The 18,350-nt window shown below is 70.8% G+C and carries 19 protein-coding genes; 12 read left to right on the forward strand and 7 right to left on the reverse strand.

Going from position 1 to position 18,350, the window contains the following annotated elements:
• Positions 1-205: 205 nt before the first annotated feature.
• The gene (locus tag HF519_RS16390) at positions 206-823 is read right to left on the reverse strand and encodes a TetR family transcriptional regulator (RefSeq protein ID WP_169413825.1); all 618 of its coding nucleotides are present in this window, start codon (positions 821-823) and stop codon (positions 206-208) included.
• Positions 824-948: 125 nt separating this feature from the next.
• On the opposite strand from HF519_RS16390, the gene HF519_RS16395 reads away from it, so the two are divergent.
• From HF519_RS16395 to HF519_RS33310, 7 genes are all read left to right on the forward strand, one after another.
• Positions 949-2,481: an acyl-CoA synthetase gene (locus HF519_RS16395; protein ID WP_169413841.1), complete on the forward strand. Its 1,533-nt coding sequence runs from the start codon at positions 949-951 to the stop codon at positions 2,479-2,481.
• A 28-nt stretch (positions 2,482-2,509) separates the two neighbouring features.
• Entirely contained in the window at positions 2,510-3,502 is a 993-nt protein-coding gene (locus tag HF519_RS16400) for an LLM class flavin-dependent oxidoreductase (RefSeq protein WP_169413826.1), read from the forward strand.
• A 44-nt stretch (positions 3,503-3,546) separates the two neighbouring features.
• Positions 3,547-4,302, forward strand: coding sequence for an SDR family NAD(P)-dependent oxidoreductase (locus tag HF519_RS16405; protein ID WP_169413827.1), 756 nt, complete (start codon positions 3,547-3,549; stop codon positions 4,300-4,302).
• Between the two features lie 51 nt (positions 4,303-4,353).
• The gene (locus tag HF519_RS16410) at positions 4,354-4,848 is read left to right on the forward strand and encodes an AMP-binding enzyme (protein WP_246244190.1); all 495 of its coding nucleotides are present in this window, start codon (positions 4,354-4,356) and stop codon (positions 4,846-4,848) included.
• Positions 4,849-4,851: 3 nt separating this feature from the next.
• A complete protein-coding gene (locus tag HF519_RS16415) occupies positions 4,852-5,604 on the forward strand; it encodes an LLM class flavin-dependent oxidoreductase (RefSeq protein WP_169413828.1) in 753 nt (250 codons plus the stop codon).
• 258 nt (positions 5,605-5,862) lie between these two features.
• Positions 5,863-7,086, forward strand: a complete 1,224-nt coding sequence (locus HF519_RS16420) for an FAD-dependent monooxygenase (RefSeq protein ID WP_312860148.1) — start codon at positions 5,863-5,865, stop codon at positions 7,084-7,086.
• A gap of 45 nt (positions 7,087-7,131) precedes the next feature.
• Positions 7,132-7,404, forward strand: a complete 273-nt coding sequence (locus HF519_RS33310; RefSeq protein WP_169413842.1) for a BTAD domain-containing putative transcriptional regulator — start codon at positions 7,132-7,134, stop codon at positions 7,402-7,404.
• A 103-nt stretch (positions 7,405-7,507) separates the two neighbouring features.
• Here HF519_RS33310 and HF519_RS16430 read toward each other — a convergent pair whose 3' ends face one another.
• The 6 genes from HF519_RS16430 to HF519_RS16455 form a co-directional block, all read right to left on the reverse strand.
• Positions 7,508-8,962 (reverse strand): glutamate synthase subunit beta, encoded by a 1,455-nt coding sequence (locus HF519_RS16430; protein ID WP_169413830.1) that lies wholly within the window; start codon positions 8,960-8,962, stop codon positions 7,508-7,510.
• Positions 8,963-9,263: 301 nt separating this feature from the next.
• Positions 9,264-10,685 (reverse strand): glutamine synthetase family protein, encoded by a 1,422-nt coding sequence (locus tag HF519_RS16435; protein ID WP_246244192.1) that lies wholly within the window; start codon positions 10,683-10,685, stop codon positions 9,264-9,266.
• A 145-nt stretch (positions 10,686-10,830) separates the two neighbouring features.
• On the reverse strand, positions 10,831-11,523 hold the full coding sequence (locus HF519_RS16440; protein ID WP_169413832.1) for a type 1 glutamine amidotransferase: 693 nt from the start codon (positions 11,521-11,523) through the stop codon (positions 10,831-10,833).
• Entirely contained in the window at positions 11,520-11,825 is a 306-nt protein-coding gene (locus tag HF519_RS16445; protein WP_169413833.1) for a hypothetical protein, read from the reverse strand. Before HF519_RS16445 ends, HF519_RS16440 begins: the two co-directional genes overlap by 4 nt.
• A 12-nt stretch (positions 11,826-11,837) precedes the next feature.
• Positions 11,838-12,494 (reverse strand): aromatic-ring-hydroxylating dioxygenase subunit beta, encoded by a 657-nt coding sequence (locus HF519_RS16450; RefSeq protein ID WP_211170118.1) that lies wholly within the window; start codon positions 12,492-12,494, stop codon positions 11,838-11,840.
• Positions 12,491-13,795: an aromatic ring-hydroxylating oxygenase subunit alpha gene (locus tag HF519_RS16455; RefSeq protein ID WP_169413834.1), complete on the reverse strand. Its 1,305-nt coding sequence runs from the start codon at positions 13,793-13,795 to the stop codon at positions 12,491-12,493. The genes HF519_RS16450 and HF519_RS16455 overlap by 4 nt, the downstream gene beginning before the upstream one ends.
• A gap of 158 nt (positions 13,796-13,953) precedes the next feature.
• Between HF519_RS16455 and HF519_RS16460 the strand changes: the two genes are divergently transcribed.
• The 5 genes from HF519_RS16460 to HF519_RS16480 all read left to right on the forward strand — a co-directional run bounded on the left by HF519_RS16460 (position 13,954) and on the right by HF519_RS16480 (position 18,221).
• Positions 13,954-14,595: a GntR family transcriptional regulator gene (locus HF519_RS16460; protein WP_169413835.1), complete on the forward strand. Its 642-nt coding sequence runs from the start codon at positions 13,954-13,956 to the stop codon at positions 14,593-14,595.
• Positions 14,596-14,762: 167 nt separating this feature from the next.
• A complete protein-coding gene (locus tag HF519_RS16465; RefSeq protein ID WP_312860149.1) occupies positions 14,763-15,290 on the forward strand; it encodes an aromatic-ring-hydroxylating dioxygenase subunit beta in 528 nt (175 codons plus the stop codon).
• 32 nt (positions 15,291-15,322) lie between these two features.
• A complete protein-coding gene (locus HF519_RS16470) occupies positions 15,323-16,726 on the forward strand; it encodes an aromatic ring-hydroxylating oxygenase subunit alpha (RefSeq protein ID WP_169413836.1) in 1,404 nt (467 codons plus the stop codon).
• Positions 16,727-16,758: 32 nt separating this feature from the next.
• On the forward strand, positions 16,759-17,562 hold the full coding sequence (locus HF519_RS16475) for an SDR family NAD(P)-dependent oxidoreductase (protein WP_169413837.1): 804 nt from the start codon (positions 16,759-16,761) through the stop codon (positions 17,560-17,562).
• Positions 17,559-18,221, forward strand: a complete 663-nt coding sequence (locus HF519_RS16480; RefSeq protein ID WP_169413838.1) for an isochorismatase family protein — start codon at positions 17,559-17,561, stop codon at positions 18,219-18,221. The genes HF519_RS16475 and HF519_RS16480 overlap by 4 nt, the downstream gene beginning before the upstream one ends.
• The last annotated feature ends 129 nt before the right edge of the window (positions 18,222-18,350 follow it).

The raw sequence follows: 18,350 nt of genomic DNA on the forward strand, positions 1-18,350 counted from the left end.
TCTGGATGGACGATTTCGCGTCACGTAGTGCGGCCGGCCCCGGGCGCGCGGGGTCAGGTGGGCCGCCCGGACCGCCACGATCGTCGGTCGCTCGGCAGTTCGCGGCGGGCAGCTGTGCGCTGTGTGATGTGAGTGCGCCACTGCCACGCATTTGCGCTGCTCGTAGGTCCGAGGCGAGCGACCGGGCCAGGGCCTCGTGTGTACGTCAGACGAAGAGCCGGGGCAGCAGGTCTCGGCTGCTGTCCCGGAGGTCGTCGAGCGCTGTCTCCGAGCCGGCGAGGTGGCGCTGCAGCGCCTGCTGGAACAGCCCGTCGAACATCGCGTAGGCCGCGGAGGGCGAGCAGGTCGGCTGGGTCCCGGTGAGGTCGGCGTAGGCGCGGACGAGGCGCCAGATCATGTCCTGCAGGCTGCCGTCGATCTCGGCGACGTCGTCGCGGAAGGCTTCCTCGAACAGGGACTGCGAGCGCAGGTCGTACCAGAGCCGGTGCATGAGCGGGGCGTCGGCGAGCGTGGCGGCCAGCCCGTTCCCGCAGGCTGCGGCAAGCTCGTCGGGTGTGGACGCCTCGGCGACGAGGCCCTCGTAGCGCTGCACGCAGGCGTCCTTGTAGCGCCGCACGCAGTAGGTGATCAGGTCGATCTTGTCGGCGAAGTAGTAGTGCAGAAGCCCGTGGGAGAACGACGTCTTGTCCGCGATCGTGCGCAGGCTGGTGCGCGCGTAGCCGAGGTCTGCCAAGGTCAGCAGAGCCGCGTCGGCGAGCTCGCGGCGGCGGTCCTCGAACTTGTCGACACGGGACTGCAACCGCACGGCGGCTGAGCTGGGCATGGGGCCGACGATACCCAGCTGGCGGATTTCCTGACCAGTCGTCCAGGAGAATCTTGACAACCGTCCAAGATCGGGCCACGGTCGTCCCCGTCAGCAACGGTGCCGACGACGATCGAGGGACGACGATGTCGCTGACCTTCTACCTGGACAAGGGCGCCTCCCTCGACCCCGAGGCGCCCTGCCTGACCCTCGACGGGAGGTCGCTGTCGTACGGCGAGGTCGTCGAGCTTTCCCACGCGGTCGCCAGGGCGCTGCGGCGCTCGGGCGTGGAGCCCGGGGACAAGGTCGGCATCCTCTCGGCCAACGACCCGACCGCGTTCTCGTGCGTCTTCGGCATCGCCCGGGCGGGTGCGGTGTGGTGCCCGATCAACCCGCGCAACGCGGCAGGTGAGAACGCGGAGCTGCTCGACCTGTTCGACTGCTCCGCGTTGATCTTCCAGCCGGCCTTCGACGAGCTGGTCGCCGAGATCGCCTCGAACCTCCCGAAGCTCACCACGCTCGTCCGCCTCGGCGAGAAGGACGATCTGGCCCAGGGCTTCCACCCCTGGCTCGACGCCGCCCGGGACGATCCCTCCGCCGAGGCCGTGCAGCCCGAGGACGTCGTGGCGCTGGTCGGCACCGGTGGCACCACGGGGCGCCCCAAGGGGGTCATGCTCACCGGCCGCAACCTCGAGGCGATGTCGGCGATCACGCTGATGAGCTACCCCTTCGACGGGCGTCCGGTGTACCTGGCCCAGGCTCCGCTGACCCACGCGGCCGGCGTGCTGTGCTTCCCGATCCTCGCCCGCGGCGGGGAGGTGGTGATCATGGCGAAGCCCGACGTCGGCCGCTTCCTCGAGCTGATCGAGCGGCACCGGGTCACCCACACCTTCCTACCGCCGACGCTGATCTACATGGTTCTCGGCCACGCGGCACTCGACGGCACGGACCTGTCGTCGCTGCAGTGCTTCTGGTACGGCGCGGCGCCGATGTCGGCGGCCAGGCTGGCCGAGGCGCTCGACCGCATCGGGCCGATGGCGCAGCTCTTCGGGCAGTCCGAGGCCCCGATGATGATCTCGACGATGTCACCGGCCGAGCACCGCCTGCCCGACGGGACGATCGACACCGCGCGGCTGTCGTCCGCCGGCCGGCCCTCGCCGCTGGTCACGGTGGCGATCCTCGACCAGCAGGGCCGGCCCGTACCGCGCGGGGAGCGGGGGGAGATCTGCGTCCGGGGCTCCCTGGTGATGGCCGGCTACTACCGCAACCCCGAGGCCACGGCCGAGGCGTCCGCCCACGGCTGGCACCACACCGGCGACATCGGCTACCTCGACGACGACGGCTTCCTCTACATCGTCGACCGCGCCAAGGACATGGTGATCACCGGCGGGTTCAACGTCTACTCCGCCGAGGTCGAGCAGGCGCTGATGGCCCATGACGCCGTCCGCGACTGCGCGGTGGTCGGCCTGCCCGACGAGAAGTGGGGCGAACGGGTCACCGCCGTGATCCAGCTCCAGCCCGACGCCGAGGTCGACGTCGACGACCTGATCGCGTTCGTCAAGCAGCGCATCGGCAGCGTCAAGGCGCCCAAGCAGATCGAGATCTGGCCCGATCTCCCCCGCTCCACCATCGGCAAGGTCCTCAAGACCGAGATCCGCGGCACGCTCACGGGCCGCTGACGGAACCCGACGCAAGGAGACCACAACCATGAAACTCGCTCTCTACCTGCCGAACTTCCGCGACAAGGTGACCGTCAAGGAGCTGGAGGACCTCACCGCACTCGCCGAGGAACTCGACTTCGACTCGGTGTGGACGCTCGACCGGATCGTCGTCCCGGAGGCGTCGGACCGGCAGGAGCTGCAGTACTCGTTCGGCATGATGGACGGCCTGCCCAAGGCCCTGCCGGTGTCCTCACGGGGCCAGTGGCTCCAGGGCATGCCGCTGATCCCGTGGCTCGCGGCGAAGACGTCGAAGGTCCGGATCGGCATGAGCATCATCGACACGCCGTACCGCGCCCCCGGCGTCCTGGCCGCCGAGATGGCCACCATCGACCACCTCTCGAACGGCCGGCTCAACGTCGGCGTCGGGTCCGGATGGATGCCCGAGGAGTTCGCCGCCTCGAGCGCCTGGCACATCTTCCCGAAGCGGCACAAGCACGTGCGCGAGACGATCGAGATCATGCAGGGGATCTGGAGCAACGACCTCTTCGAGTACCACGGCGAGTTCGCGGACTTCGAGCGGTGCGGGTTCGGGGTGAAGCCGCTGCAGAAGCCGGGCCCGCCGATCTTCTTCAGCGGGCTCAAGGACCCGGAGCGCGCGGCGAAGCGGGTCAGCAAGTACGACCTCGCCGGCTGGATCGGCATCCAGGACTCCCCGGAGGACATCGCGACGTGGCGCGGCGGGATCGAGCGCGAGCTCGAGAAGCTCGACAGCCCCCGCAAGATCGACGACCTCGAGATCAGCAGCATGCTCTGGACCGTGATCACGGACGTCGACATGGACCAGAGCCCGGCGGGCAAGGCCACCAACCTGATGGTCGGCTCCGAGCGCCAGATCATCGACAAGCTCAAGGAGTACAAGGAGGCCGGAATGACGATGCCGCTCATCTGGCCGCCGTTCGCGGACGTCCCGGTGGCCAAGACGCTCGACGACCTCAAGCGGCTCAGGAACGACATCATGCCGAAGGTCGAGGCCTCCTGAGAAGTCGGTTCCGCCCATCCCACAAACAATGCGAGGGGAAGAGGATGTCCGAGCTCGAGGGTAAGCGGGTCTTCATCACCGGGTCGGGTGCCGGGATCGGCAAGGCGATCGCGACGCTGTTCACGCAGCGCGGCGCCCGGGTCGTGATCAGCGACATCGACGCCGACGCGGCCAAGAAGGCGGCCGACGAGATCGGCGCCGCGGGCGTCGCCAACTGCGACGTCACGGACGAGGGCCAGGTACAAGCCGCGGTGAAGCAGACGGTCGACCTCCTCGGCGGCCTCGACGTGCTGGTCAACAACGCCGGGATCGAGGTCTCCTCGCCGCTGCTGCAGCAGTCCACGGAGAGCTTCGACAAGATCTACGCGGTCAACGTGCGCGGTCCGTTCGTCGCGATGAAGGCGGCGATCGGGCACTTGATCGAGTCGAAGGGCAACGTCGTCAACATCGCCTCGATCGCGGGCATCGGTGGCAGCCCGCTGCTCGGCTCCTACTGCGCGACCAAGGCGGCACTGATCCAGATGACCCGGGTCGCCGCGGTGGAGATGCGCCCGGCGGGCGTGCGGGTCAACGCGGTCTGCCCGGGCTTCGCCGACACCGCCATGGTCGAACGGCTCGTCCCGGACTTCGAGGCGGCGACCCAGGTCCCCTTCGGCGACCTCGTCGCCATGAAGCAGGGCAGGCTCGGCACCCCGGAGGACATCGCCGAGGTGGCCGCCTTCCTCGCGTCCGACCGGGCGTCGTGGGTCACCGGCAGCCACTACGTCCTCGACGGCGGGCTGACCGCGTCCCTCGTGTGACCATGTCGACGGGCCCGCCCGGCCGGGCCCGTCGACGGGGAGGCGGTGCCGATGACCGACACGCTCTGGAGCCCGACGGCCCGTATCGAGAACTCCGCCCTGCGCGAGGATCTGAACTGGTTGGAAGAGCGCGAGGGGCGGCCGTTCCCTGATCACGATGCCTTCTGGGCGTGGTCGGTGGAGGTCTACGACGTGCTCGAGACCATGCCGGAGATCAGCGAGGCCTTGGTGGTCGGGGTCGACCAGCCCGACGACGGCTACTGGTTGGGCCTGTTCGTCGTCCCGGCCTCCGGGCACGCGCTCGACGAGGACCTGAAGCAGCGGATCGTCACCACGCTGCGCACCCGTCTGACGCCCCGTCATGTCCCGGACGAGATCGTCGAGGCGCCCGCCGTGCCGCACACGTTGAGCGGCAAGCGGCTCGAGGTCCCGATCAAGAAGCTGCTGACCGGCAGGCCGCTGGAGAAGGCCGCGAACATCGCCTCCGTCGACGACCCCGACGCGCTGCGCTGGTACGCGCGGTTCGCGGCGGACCGGCTGGAGTAGCCCGTGCGCCTGGGTGCGACGCTCGCCCACCTGTCCGACGCCCCGCCGTTCGCGGTCGCCGAGTGGGCGAGACGCCTGGCGGGTGCCGGTTTCGAGAGCCTGTGGACACCCCAGATCATCGGGCGCGGCTCCCTGGTCCCGGACCCGTTCGTGACGGTCGCGGTGGCGGCCACGGCCACCGAGGGGGTGGAAGTGGGAACGGCCACCGTGCAGGTGCCGCTCCATCATCCCGCCGACCTCGCGCACCGGATCCTGTCGCTGATGTCCGTGTGCGGCGACCGCCTGACCCTCGGCGTCAGCCCCGGGTCGACCGACGCCGACTACGCCACCTTCGACCGGGACTTCCACGCGCGCTTCCGAACCTTCGACCAGAACGTGGCGCGGCTGCGGGTCCTGCTCGCCCACGGGCGGGACGAGCGCGCCGACCTCGCCCCCGCAGCCAGTGCCACCGGCGGGCCGCCGCTCCTCCTCGGATCGTGGGGGGCCAACGTCGAGCGGGCCGCCCGGGAGTTCGACGGCTGGCTGGCCTCCGGATACCGCCGCACGGCCGACCAGATCATCGCCGCCCACGAACGGTACCGGGCCGCCGGTGGCCGACGGGCCATCGTGTGCGCTGTCCGGCTGTCCGGGACGGACGACCTCGGAGCCACCGGCGAGCAGCTCCAGCGCTACGCGGAGGCCGGCTTCGACGACGCCGTCGTGCTGATCGAACCGGGAGGGCCGGATCCCGAGAAGGTCAGAGCGCTCCTTCCATGAGCCGTCACGGCGTGTCCGCGGCGATCGTCAAGGACGGTCAAGGCCCGGACCGGTGGCGGCGCTGGGGAGTGTTGCGTCTCCGGAACGTGGCAGCGTCGTCTGTAGGCGCGCGAGAGTGTCGAGCGGTGGATCCGTGGCATGAGTGGTATCAGGTCGGGCCGCGGAATTTCATCGAGCAGGCATATCGAGAGTTCGCAGGCGATGATTTTCGGGCCTCGTCGGCGTCTTCCCCTCGACGAGTCGACGAAGGAGGCACCGGTGAGCGGTATCAAGGTGTTGGTGGCGGGGGCGAGCATCGCGGGGCCGGCGCTGGCCCACTGGCTGCGCCGGCGGGGCGCCGAGGTGACCGTGGTGGAGCGGGCCCCCGGGCTGCGTCCCGGTGGGCAGGCGGTGGACGCGCGCGGGGTGGCCAAGGAGGTCATCCGGCGGATGGGGCTGGACGCGGCGGTGCGTGTGGCCTGCACCGACACCGCCGGTGCGTACACCGTGGACGTGGACGGCAACGTGCTGGAGACCTTCCGCGCCGACGACGACGGCGGTGACGGGTACATCTCGGAGATCGAGATCCTGCGCGGTGACTTGTCCCGGGTGCTCTACGACGACACCCGGGACGGCGTCGAGTACGTCTTCGGCGACCGGATCGCCGAGCTGACCCAGGACGCCGACGGAGTCGACGTGACCTTCGAGGGCGGTGACCGGCGGCGCTTCGACCTGGTGGTCGGGGCCGACGGGCTGCACTCGGCACTGCGGACCATGGTCTTCGGGCCGCACGAGCGGTTCGTCCGCCACCTCGGGCTCGTGCTGGCCTTCTATACCGTGCCCAACGAGTTCGGGCTGGACCGCTGGCTGCTCGACTACCAGGAGTTCGGGCGCTCGGCCGGCTTGCGGCCCGTCCGGGACGCCACCCGGGCGATCGCCATGTTGTCGTTCCCCGCGGCCGATTTCGACGTCGACTACCGCGACGTCGCGGCCCAGAAGCGCCTGCTGCGCGAGCGGATGGCCGGCTTCGGGTGGCAGACCCCGCGCATCCTCGCCCATCTCGACGACACCCCGGACTTCTACCTCGACCAGGTCGCTCAGGTGGTGATGGACCGTTGGTCGAGCGGACGGGTGGCGCTGCTCGGGGACGCGGCGTTCTGCTCGTCGCCGATGTCGGGGCAGGGCACCGGGCTGGCCCTGGTCGGCGCGTACCTGCTGGCCGGGGAGCTGGCCGCGGCCGGCTGGGACCCGGAGCCCGCGTTCGCGGCCTACGAGGAGCGGATGCGCCCGTTCGTCGAGGCCAACCAGGAGATCGGCCGGATGCACGTGACCAGCCTCGAGGCCCCCGCGCCGCCCGCGGAACCGAGCCCGGAGCCGGACATGGAGGCGCTCATGGCCCTGGTCGAGCGCGCGATCAACGGCATCGAGCTGCCCGGCTACGACGGGGTGCGGGACTCCGGGGCCCCCACCGGGCCGCCGATCATGCCGGCGGCTCGGCCCTGAGCCCACCACTTCGGGCGCGGTGAACCAGCGGTCCCGGCCGCGGGGATTGCGAGCTCGACTACCCGGTGTCCCGACACGCTCAGGCAAGCCCAGGGTCTGTGGCGGGGCACGCCGCACGCCGAGGTCGCCGACCGTGCGCGGGCCGGGCCGGAGGTGGCCCGGCTGCGGAACCCGCACCTGGTGGCGCTGGAGGCCCGGATGACCGCGGACCTCGACCTGGGCACCTGGCCGTCCCGAAACACGACGTGCCCGGGCCGGCCGCCGCCGGTCAGCCGGTGCGGGCCGCAGCCTGGCCTACGCGACCGGCGACGAGGCTGAAGCCGCCGGGCAGTTCACCGCGCTGCTGACCGACCACGCCGAGAACCCGTCCCGGGAGAGCCGCATCCTGGCGCACGCCGCCTTGGCCACCGTGGCGATAGGCTCAGGCGATCGGGCGGTCGGTCGGCCGGATCGGGCAGGGCAGGAAGTCTCGCCCGGTGAGGTAGGCATCGACGCCGGCCGCGGCGGCGCGGCCCTCGGCGATCGCCCACACGATGAGGGACTGCCCGCGGCCCATGTCCCCGGCGACGAAGACGCCCTCGACGGTGCTCATGAAGTTCTCGTCGCGGGCGACGTTGCCGCGCTCGTCGAACTCCACGCCCAACTCGGTCAGGAGCCTGCCCCGCTCGGGGCCGAGGAAGCCCAGGGCCAGCAGCGCGAGCTGCGCCGGGATCTCCTGCGCCGTTGCGGCGGTCGGGTGGAACCGCTTGTTCTCGTCGCGGAACCCCTCCGCGATCCGGATCGCCCGCAGCCGGGAGTCGGCGTCACCGAGGAACTCGAGGGTGTCCACGGAGAACAGGCGCTCGCCGCCCTCCTCGTGGGCCGGGGACGTCCGAAAGATCGCCGGATAGGTGGGCCAGGGCATGTCCTCGGTGCGCTGTTCCGGGGGGCGTGGCCGGACGTCGATGTGCGCCACCGACCGCGCCCGCTGCCGGTGGGCCGTGCCCAGGCAGTCGGTTCCCGTGTCACCCCCGCCGATGATGACGACGTCCCTGCTCTCGGCGGTGATCGGGGAGACCGCGACGTCGCCTTCCTGTACCCGGTTGGCCCAGGTCAGGTACTCCATCGCCAGGTGGACGCCGTCGAGCTCGCGGCCCGGTACGGGGAGCTCGCGCCAGGCCGTCGCGCCCCCGGCCAGGACCACCGCGTCGGACCGGGACAGGAGCTGGTCGACGGTGAGGTCGGTGCCGACCTCCACCCCGGCCTGGAAGATCGTGCCCTCGGCCTTCATCTGCTCCAGGCGCCGGTCGAGCCGGCGCTTCTCCAGCTTGAACTCCGGGATGCCGTAGCGCAGCAGCCCGCCGATCCGGTCGGCCCGCTCGCAGACCACCACGTCGTGGCCGGCCCGGGTGAGCTGCTGGGCGGCGGCGAGCCCGGCCGGGCCGGAGCCGACGACGACGACCGTCCGGCCCGTCCGGGTCTTCGCCGGGAGGGGCGTCACGTACCCGTGCTCCCAGGCGTGGTCGATGATCTGCAGCTCGACCTGCTTGATCGTGACCGGATCGGCGTTGATCGCCAGTACGCAGGCGTCCTCGCACGGAGCGGGGCACAACGTCCCGGTGAACTCCGGGAAGTTGTTCGTGGCGTGCAGTCGCTCGCTCGCCCCACGCCAGTTGCCACGCCAGACCAGGTCGTTCCATTCGGGGATGAGGTTGCCCAGGGGGCAGCCCTGGTGGCAGAACGGGATGCCGCAGTCCATGCACCGTCCGGCCTGGAGTTGCAGCCGGTCGTCCGGCAACGACTCGTAGGCCTCGCGCCAGTCCTGCAACCGCAGGCCGACCGGGCGGCGGCGCCGGGCTTCGCGGGGGGTGCGGAGGAATCCCCAGAGGTCGCCCATGGCCAGCCTCCCGACTGACAGGCCTGCGTCCGATCGGGTCGCAATACAGTGCGCCCGTCGGCGCCCCGGTGGCAAGGGCGCGGCCGGGCCCGGGGCGACGACCGGGTCGCCGTCAGACGGTCGTCGCCCGCGGCGTGCACACCAGGTGCCGGAGCAGATGCAGCACGTGCTCCCGCAGGTCCGGCAACGCGTTCTCTCGACGAGACCGTCGGCGAAGCCCTGGACCGGGCGATCCGGGCGGGCGCCACAGCGCATCTGCGGCGCCCGCCCGGTGCCGTCCCCGTGGCCGAGGACGGCGCCGTCAGAACAGCTCGAAGTACTCGCGATGCTCCCAGTCCGTCACGTTCGCGGCGTACTCCTCGGCGTCCGCACGATCAGCCAGGTGCGCCGCGTAGCGGGTGGTCTCGCTGCGCTTCATGGTGACGATGTAGTCGATGAACCGGTCGCCGTAGGCGCGCCGGAAGAACTCGTCGCCGTCCAGGGCGTCCAGAGCATCGGTGAGGCTGGTCGGCAGCTGGGGGACGTCGGTGGCATAGGGGTCGTCGCTGATCGGACCCGGGTCGATCTTGTTGGCGACGCCGTCCAACCCGCTGAGGGCCTGGGCGGCGATGTACAGGTAGGGGTTCGCGGCCGGCTCGCCGACCCGGTTCTCGATGTGCGAGGACTCGTCGCCCGGTGCGCTGATCACCCGGACCATCGCCGCCCTGTTGTCATAGCCCCAGGTGACGCGGTCCGGCGCCAGCGAGTAGGGACGACGGCGCCGGTAACCGTTCACGGTCGGGGTGGTGAAGGCGGAGGCGGCGATGGCGTGCTCGAGGGTGCCGCCGACGTAGTGCCGCCCGATCTCGGAGAGGGGCTCGCCCTGCGCGGGCACCATGGCGTTGCGGCCGGTGCTGCGGTCGGTGAGCGAGCTGTGCAGGTGCCACCCGCTGGCGTAGAAGCCCGGGACGCCGGGGGTGCACATGAACGTGGCGAGGTATCCGCTGCGCCGGCAGCTCTGCTTGACGGCGCTCCGGAACAGCGTCGCCGCGTCGGCCGCGGCCAGCCCGTCCAGCACGTCGAAGGTCGTCTCCACCTGGCTCGGTGCCCACTCGTCCTCCATGGTCCGCAGCGGCAGGCCGAGGGCGGACAGGTGCTTGCGCAGCGGACGGAGCACGTGGTCGATCTCGTCGAGGTGCGACTCCTGCAGGTAGCTGTAGCCGCGTGCGAGCGGCGCGACCTGCGGCGGCGTCCCGGGGTTTCCCGGCCCGCCCAGATCGCCGGAGGTCAGGGAGTCGTCGAGGATGCGGGTGATGTACCACTCCATCTCGATGCCGGTGACGAGGTCGTAGCCGGCGTTCCGGACCTGGTCGAGCGCCGTGCGCAGGATCTGCCGGGGCGCGAACGGGAACGGGCTGCCGTCGCGCATGTAGAGGTCGCAGAGCACCCAGCCGGTCTCGGGGGCCCAGGGCAGGACGCGGAACGTGGTCGGGTCCGGGAGCATGACGACGTTCGGGCTGCCGGACAGCTCGGGCCTGTCGAAGCCGCCGCCGACACTGAACGGGTTGAACACGATGGCGTTGGCGGTGTCGAAGAAGAACGGCGCCATGGTGATCTCGGCGCCGTCCCGCAGGGCGGAGACGAAGGCCTCCGCGGTGTAGGTCTTGCCGCGCAGCAGCCCGTGCTGGTCCGGCCACGACATCCGGATGACGTCCAGGCCCGACTCGGCGATCCGGGCGCTCATGCGTTCAGCGGCATCCTGTTGCTCGGCAGTCCACAGGCCGTGCTGGTGGGCAAATCCCTTTCCCATCGTGACCTCCAGGGGTGGTGCGCGGCATGCGACCCATGCCGGGCGGATCGGGGAGCGGGGCCGGGCCCGGTACCGGCTCTCACTCGCGGGGGGCCGGTGGCCGTGGCGCCCAGCGCTCGAGCAGCCGCCGGAAGACGGTGCGCCCGGCCGCGTCCCGGGCGATCGCGTCGGTCAGGATGCGGGCGACGTCGGACCGGTGGCCGTTCGTGCCGGGGTGGGTGGCCGCGAGCAGGCGGCGGACGCCGTCGGACGACATCTCGGGATGGAACTGCAGGCCCAGTGCCGAGCCCACCCGGAACGCCTGTGGGTAGTCCGGGGAGTCGGCGAGCAGCGCGCAGCCGGGTGGCGGGTCGAAGGTGTCCGAGTGGAAGGAGAGGTGCTCGCCCTCGAACGCACCGAGCACCGGGTCCGCGCGACCGGCGTCGGTGAGCCGAACCGGGATGTAGCCCCACTCCCGGCCGTGTCCCGGGTACGCCCGGCCGCCGGTGACCTCGGCGAGCAGCTGCGCACCCAGGCAGATCGCGAGGGCCGGCACCTCCCGCTCGATCGCCTGCTCCAGTGACCGCATGGTGTCCCGGAGGAACGGGTAGCGCCCGGTCTCGTACGCGCCCATCGCGCCGCCCAGTACGACGAGGCCGTCGACCTGGTCGAGCGCCGGCACCGGTTCGCCCTCGTCGATCCGCACCACCCGGGGCCCCGCGCCGCGCTCGTGCAGGATCTGCTCGAGCCAGGCGGTGTCGGTGTCCGCGGAGTGCACGATCAGCGGGATCATCGGCTCTCCAGGCGGTGCTCCAGCGTCCGGTTCCACGGGTGCCAGTGGTCGTTCGCGGCCAGGGCCCGCATCAACCGCTCGACGTCGTCGCGGTCGATCGCCAGCCAGTCGGCATCGAGCTGGACCTCGTAGGGCACGAAGTCCCAGATCCGCGCCTGGCGCAGGGCCGCGAGCACGGGCAGCGCGTCGTCGAGCCGGCGGCGCAACCGGGCGTTGGTACGCCGCAGCAGCGCGCATTCCGCGCGCAGCGCAGCGAGCTCGTCGGCCTCGGGAGCCGGGTCTTCGGGTGCGGGGTTCGACACGGTCGGAGCTCCTCAGAAGATGATCGTGAGGTTCTCGTGGCCGTGCTCGGAGTCGAGCAGGTTCACCTGCTTGACCGCGATCCGCCAGTCCCCGTCGTGCCGTTCCAGCAGGTGCCCGTACCAGCCCGGGTAGCTGCGGGCCACGCCCGCGCGGAACTCGTGGACGACGAAGTTCGACCGCACCCGGCGCCGGTCGCCGGACGGCTCGTCGAGCACCTCGACATTGGTGATCATGCGACGGGTGCGTGACTGCGGTATCTGGCAGAACGCGAGGCCGGTGCGCAGCCAGTAGACGCGGTCGGTCATCCGCCTGCGGTCGTCGAAGGAGTGGCTCACCTCGGTGCGCGGGTCCCCGCCGCCGGGGGTGATCGGCACCCAGTACAGGCAGCGGTCGGTGAACAGCTCCAGCCACTCGTTGAACCGCGCCTCGTCGATCAGGCGGGCCTCCCTGGCGAGCACCGCCTCGCACTCCGACCGCACCAGCGGATCAGCGGGCGGCCAGTCGTCGGACCAGGATCGGGCCACGTCGGCGAGGTGCCGGTAGAAGTCGGGATCGAGGTAGTAGGACCAGCGGTCGGTGTCCTCACGGTCCCGTGCCCGGGCAACGGTCGCAGAGCTCTCGGACATCTCCGGCTCGGCGAACGGCGAGGAAGGCGTGGCCGGCGTCATCGGCTCATCAGCCGGGTCCACTCGCGGAAGTAGCCGCGCATCGGGTGCTCGTCGGTCACCGGGCCGGTGACGACGCCCGCCTCGTCGGTCTTCTCGCGCCCTTCGACGCCGAGGCCGCGGTGCATCATCACCCACTCCACTTCCGGCACCCCCAGCCCACGCTGCGCCTCCTCGAAGTTGGCCTGGTCATCGGGCTCGCCGAAGGACGGGAAGTCCTCCTGGGTGCGCATGCGCAGCGTGTTGATCTCGTCGGGGAGCCCGTCGACGGTCGTCGCGTGCCAGGTGAGCTGGGTGCGGTCGACGGCCATCGGCTCGATGACCTGGATCTGGTTCCCGATGACGAGGAGGTTGGGGAAGATGTTGATGTTCATCTGCCCCCCGACGGCGAGGTCGAGGAGCCGGTCGGCATCGGCCCCGTAGCGGGCCCGGATGTGCTCCTCGAACGCTTCGCGGCCGGGCTGCAGTCGTTGCTGGGCCCAGTACGATCCGACGCCGTCGTAGCTCGGCCGCTGGTCGATGAAGGTGTGGCCGTTCCCGAGGTCCTGGGCGTACATCGGGCCCTCGTCCGGGGACCGTCCGAAGTAGACCATATCCTTGGAGTCCCCGAACCGCTCGCCCAGGCGCAGCAGCGAGCGGTGGGAGAACGCCGGGTGGTAGCCGTCCCCGGCGTTGTCGTAGGCCAGCTTCCAGTTGCCCCGGTAGACCATCCGGTTGGCGGCGCTGCGGACCGTGACGGTGCCCGCCGGGGTGCGGTCCAGCCACTGGTCGAGCAGCTGCGCGGCCGGCCCCAGGTGGTCCAGCAGCGGCGGGGCGTCCTCGTTGAGCGTGGCGAAGATGAACCCCCGGTAGCTCTCCACCCGGGGGACCCGTCCGAGGTTGAGCTCGGTGCGCCGGAAGTCCTCGCCGTAGGCGTCCGGCCAGGGCACTCCGATCAGCTCACCGTCGTTGCGGAACGTCCACCCGTGGTACGGGCACTGGAAGCTCTTCGCGTTCCCCCGCTCGAGCCGGCACACCGTCGCGGCGCGGTGGGTGCAGCGGTTGAACAGGACGGCGACGCGTCCGTCCCGCTCGCGGCAGACGATGATCGGCCGTAGTCCGAGGTAGCCGGTCCTGAAGTCGTTCGGGTCCGGGATCTCGCTGTCGTGGGCGCAGTAGACCCAGGTCTGCCCGAAGACCTTGACCATCTCGGCGGCGAAGATCTCCGGGTCCGTGTACACCAGCCGGTGCACCCGGTCGGCCCTTACCAGCTCTTCGATCTCGATCGAGGGCGAACCGGGCACGCGAACTCTCGAAACCGCCATGTCTGCGCCACCTCGGGACGGTGCGGATCGCAACGGGTTGACCGTAGAGAATTTCGTATACGGTGTATGAGCCGATGGCGCGCGTCAAGGCCCCGGTCGGGTCCGTGAAGGGGGTTTGCCAGTCTTCCGAGGGAATGCCGCGAGCGAGAGGAGCCCGTGTGGCACTGCGTCCCATCAGCGGTGAGACCTTGGCCGACGCCGCCTACCGGCGGATCAGCGAAGCCATGCTCACCGGAGGCCTCGAACCCGGCGCACGCCTCGTCATGGACACCCTGGCCGCCCAGCTCGAGATCAGCCGGACGCCGGTCCGCGACGCGCTCCACCGTCTCGAACGGGAGGGGCTGATCGAGCCGGCCGGCCGCCGCGGATTCGTCGTGCGCCGCCTCGGACCCGCCGAGATCCACCACCTCTACGAGATCCGGATGGCGGTCGAGGTCTTCGCCGCCGGCCGGGTCGCGGAGCTCGGCTCGGAGGCCGTCTCGCACGTCGCGGATGCGATCCGCAAGGCCGAGGTCATGGGCCTGTCGGAGCCGGCCGAGGCGTTCGCCGCGAACCGGCTCGTGCACCGGGCCGTCGTCGAGGCGACCGGCAACCCCCTGCTCGTCGATCTCTTCGACGGCATCTGGACCCGTGCCACCGCCCTGCAGGTCTACTCCGGCTACTTCCAGCGGGAGTTGGTCCACCGGCCCATCCGGGAGCTGCACCAGCCGATGCTGGAGGCTCTCGCTGCGGGCCCGGAGCGAGCGGTCGAGGTCATGCGCCACCACATCCAGGAGGGTCTCGAGGCCACCCTCGAGTGAAGCCGCTCCGATGGCAGCGGACCGAACGCCCGCTGTCAGGCGTCGATCGGTTCGTCCCGGCTCCTCCGCATCTGCCGGAACGGCGATGACCTGCCGGGAAGGCCGGGGGCTTGCGTCCTTCACAAGTGAATGCAAAAGTGTGCACACCTTGCTCGAGAGGATGACGAGTGAATCCCATCACCACGAAGGTCCGGGCCGGCAGCGAGCTGCACTGCGAGGTCGTCGACTGGCTCGACACCGAGGCTGAGCTGCTGGATGACGGCCACGAGGCTCGGTGGCTGGAGGAGATGGTCAGCCGCGAGGTCATCTACCAGATGCCGCTGCGTCAGACCGTCGAGCGGGCGCGGGGTGCGGGATTCGAGGAGCACGCGTTCCATCTCGACGAGACGTACGGTTCGCTGGCCAGCCGGGTGGCCCGCAACCAGACCCTGTACGCATGGGCCGAGGACCCGCCGTCGCGGATCCGGCACTTCATCACAGGAGTCCGGGTCTCGGAGGCCGAGGACGGCCTGGTCGCGGTCCGCTCCAACCTGCTGGTCATGCGCACGCGGCAGGAGATGACCCAGCCGCAGACCTTCGCCGGGGAACGGCGCGACGTGCTGCGCCGCGAGGACGGCGTGCTGCGCCTGTACCGCCGCACGATCCTGCTCGACCTGACCGTCATCGGCACGCACAACCTCGCCATCTTCTTCTGACGCCGCCACGGCACCTCATCCGAGGAGTACTCATGACCACCACTGAGCATCGGCCGGGCGAGCAGCCGGTCGGCCTGTCCGCCGACCACCTCCTGCGCCAGCTCGACGAGGGGCTGCCGGCCGGGGAGATCCCGGCGGCGCTGTTCGGCAACGAGGACGTCTACCGCCACGAGCTGCGGTCCGTCTTCGGGCGTTGCTGGGTCTTCCTGGCCCACGAGTCCGAGATCGAGGCCAGGGGCGACTACGTCCTGCGCAAGATCGGTGAGGACAACTTCGTCGTGGTGCGGGACGAGGAGGGCGGGATCAACGTCCTGTTCGACGCGTGCCGGCACCGTGGCGTGCAGGTGTGTCGCGCGGATTCCGGCAACACCTCGCACTTCCGCTGTCCCTACCACGGCTGGACGTACAACACGAAGGGCGATCTGGTCGGCGCGCCGTTGTGGCGCAACGCGTTCGGCGGGATGTCCAAGGAGGGCAACGGGCTGGTTCCCGCGGCCAAGGTGGCGTCCTACCACGGCCTGGTCTTCGCGACACTCGACCCGTCGGCGCCGCCTCTGGCGGAATACCTGGGCGGGATGACCTGGTACCTCGACCTCGTCTTCGGGCTCAACGCCGAGGGCGTCGAGGTGCTCGGACCGCCGCAGCGGTTCGTCATCGACGCGAACTGGAAGTCCGGTGCGGACAACTTCTCCGGCGATGACTACCACCTGGGCACCCTGCACCGATCGGTCTGGGAGATCGGCGCCTTCCCGGTCCCGTTCCGGGAGAACATGCTCGGCTACCACATTCAGGCCTCGCCGGGACACTCGCTGTCGTTCTCCATGGCGCCCACCGAGGACGAGCCGGGGCCGAAGTTCTTCGGCTACCCGGAGGAGCTGACCAAGACCTTCGACACCAGCCGGATCAGTGCCCACCAACTCGACGTCGCACGCCGGTCGCGGGTGTTCGTCGGCAACGTCTTCCCCAACTTCTCCATCCTCGCGTTGCCGATGACCGAGGACGGGGCCAACCACCCGCCGACCGGCATCCTGACGATCCGGACGTGGCAGCCCAAGGGGCCGGGCCAGGTCGAGGTCTGGAACTGGTTCTGCGCCTACAAGAACATGACCCCGGAGCAGAAGGACCGCGCTTACAAGGCGGGACTCGGCACCTTCTCCATGGGCGGATCGTTCGAGATGGACGACACCGAGCCCTGGATCACGGTTAGCCGCACCGGCCGCTCGGTCGCCGCCGAGGTGCTCGACTTCAAGCTCAACTACCAGATGGGCATGCCGGGCATCGGCATCGCCAAGCGGGTGGAGGAGTGGCCCGGCCCGGGCATCGTCTACTGGACCCGCTACGAGGAGGGCGTCCAGCGCAACCTGTTCTCCTTCTACTCCCGGATGATGCAGGCGGCTCCCGGGCAGTGGCCGGACTTCACCTTCGACGACGAGTGAGACCGGCGGACGCTGCAAGGGAGCAGGAAACGATGGGCTGCCTGGACGACCAGGTCGCGTTGATCGTCGGCGCCGCCGGCGGAATCGGGCGCGCGGTGGTGCGCCGGTACCTCGCCGACGGCGCCACGGTGCTGGCGGTCGACCGCAGCGAGGAGCGGCTGGCCGAACTGCAGGCCGAATCAGGTGGCCACCCGCGGTTGGCGACGATGGCTGCCGACGCCTCGACGTGGGCGGGCTGCAAGGCGATGGTGGCGCGCGCCGTGACCGAGTTCGGTGGGCTGGACGTGCTGGTGTCCTGCGTCGGGGTCTACGACCACGGTGTGCGGCTGGTCGACATCCCGGGCGAGCGGCTGACCGACGCGTTCGACGAGTGCTTCCGCGCCAACGTCGGGTCGCTGCTGCTGTGCATCCGCGCGGCGATCGAACCGCTCGCCGCGCGGGGCGGACGGATCGTGGTGACCGGCTCGTTCGCCGGGCACCGGCCCTCGGGCGGCGGGGTGCTCTACACGAGCGCCAAGCACGCCGTGGTCGGTCTGGTGTCGCAGCTCGCCTACGAACTGGCGCCGAAGATCCGTGTGAACGGGGTGGCTCCGGGCGTCGCGAAGACCGTGATGTCCGGGCTGCGCAGCCTGGACCAGGAGCCTCGCGACGCGCTCCAGCCCGGCACCGAGGACGCGCTGCCGCTGCAGACCCTGCCGCACACCGACGACTACGGGGCTGTGTACGCGCTGCTGGGTTCCGCTGAGTCCGCAGTGATCACCGGCACCGTGGTGGTTGCCGACTCCGGGTTGCTCGTCCGAGGCCTGGCCGGACCCAACCTGGGCGGGGACCTGTGACCGGCTGGTGGAACGAGGTCCGCGAGCACTACGCCGTGCGGGGCCTGGGGGGCCGGCTGCGGCCCGGCGCCCGGCCCGCCGTCGTCGTGGTCGACCTGATCCGCGGGTTCACCGACCCGGCGTGCCCGCCGGGCTCCGATCTGGACGCCGTCGTCGCCGCGACCCGGCAGGTGCTCGACGTGGCCCGCGCGGCCGACGTGCCGGTCTTCTTCACCTCGATCGCGTTCACCCCCGCCGAGCTGGACACCACGTTGTGGCTCACCAAGATGCCCGCGATGCGGGTGCTGGTCCCCGGTTCGGATTGGGTCGAGGTGGACGAACGACTGGCCCTTCGCGCGGACGAGGCGGTGATCACCAAGCGGGCCGCGTCCGGCTTCAACGGCACCGACCTGGCCGGGCGGCTGGCGGCCGCGGGCGCCGACTCCCTCGTGCTGTGCGGGGCCACCACGTCGGGCTGCATCCGGGCGACCGCGATCGACGCCTGCGCGCTCGGGCTCCCGACCTTCGTTCCCCGGGAGTGCGTCGGTGACCGGGCGGCCGGGCCGCACGAGGCGAACCTGCTCGACATCGACGCCAAGTACGCCGACGTCGTCGAGCTCGCCGACGCGCTCGCCCTGCTGCGGGCGCCGGTGGCCGATGGTTCCGGTGGTGGGCGGTGAGCGCCACCTCCGTCGCCCTCCGGCAGCCCGCCGCCCACCATCCGGCGATCACGCCGCGGCTGGTGGTCCCCGGTACCGCGGACGGTTCGCTCTCGCTGGACGCCGAGCGCGCGCTCGGTACCTATGACC

This window comes from Pseudonocardia bannensis (genome assembly GCF_012911875.1).
In the GTDB taxonomy this organism is placed as follows: Bacteria; Actinomycetota; Actinomycetes; order Mycobacteriales; family Pseudonocardiaceae; genus Pseudonocardia; species Pseudonocardia bannensis.

Bases quoted from the DNA above. Each gene is read 5' to 3' on its own strand.
- HF519_RS16390 (WP_169413825.1), bottom strand. From the start codon at position 823: ATGCCCAGCTCAGCCGCCGTGCGGTTGCAGTCCCGTGTCGACAAGTTC.
- HF519_RS16395 (WP_169413841.1), top strand. From the start codon at position 949: ATGTCGCTGACCTTCTACCTGGACAAGGGCGCCTCCCTCGACCCCGAG.
- HF519_RS16400 (WP_169413826.1), top strand. From the start codon at position 2,510: ATGAAACTCGCTCTCTACCTGCCGAACTTCCGCGACAAGGTGACCGTC.
- HF519_RS16405 (WP_169413827.1), top strand. From the start codon at position 3,547: ATGTCCGAGCTCGAGGGTAAGCGGGTCTTCATCACCGGGTCGGGTGCC.
- HF519_RS16410 (WP_246244190.1), top strand. From the start codon at position 4,354: ATGACCGACACGCTCTGGAGCCCGACGGCCCGTATCGAGAACTCCGCC.
- HF519_RS16430 (WP_169413830.1), bottom strand. From the start codon at position 8,962: ATGGGCGACCTCTGGGGATTCCTCCGCACCCCCCGCGAAGCCCGGCGC.
- HF519_RS16435 (WP_246244192.1), bottom strand. From the start codon at position 10,685: ATGAGCGCCCGGATCGCCGAGTCGGGCCTGGACGTCATCCGGATGTCG.
- HF519_RS16440 (WP_169413832.1), bottom strand. From the start codon at position 11,523: ATGATCCCGCTGATCGTGCACTCCGCGGACACCGACACCGCCTGGCTC.
- HF519_RS16450 (WP_211170118.1), bottom strand. From the start codon at position 12,494: ATGACGCCGGCCACGCCTTCCTCGCCGTTCGCCGAGCCGGAGATGTCC.
- HF519_RS16455 (WP_169413834.1), bottom strand. From the start codon at position 13,795: ATGGCGGTTTCGAGAGTTCGCGTGCCCGGTTCGCCCTCGATCGAGATC.
- HF519_RS16470 (WP_169413836.1), top strand. From the start codon at position 15,323: ATGACCACCACTGAGCATCGGCCGGGCGAGCAGCCGGTCGGCCTGTCC.
- HF519_RS16475 (WP_169413837.1), top strand. From the start codon at position 16,759: ATGGGCTGCCTGGACGACCAGGTCGCGTTGATCGTCGGCGCCGCCGGC.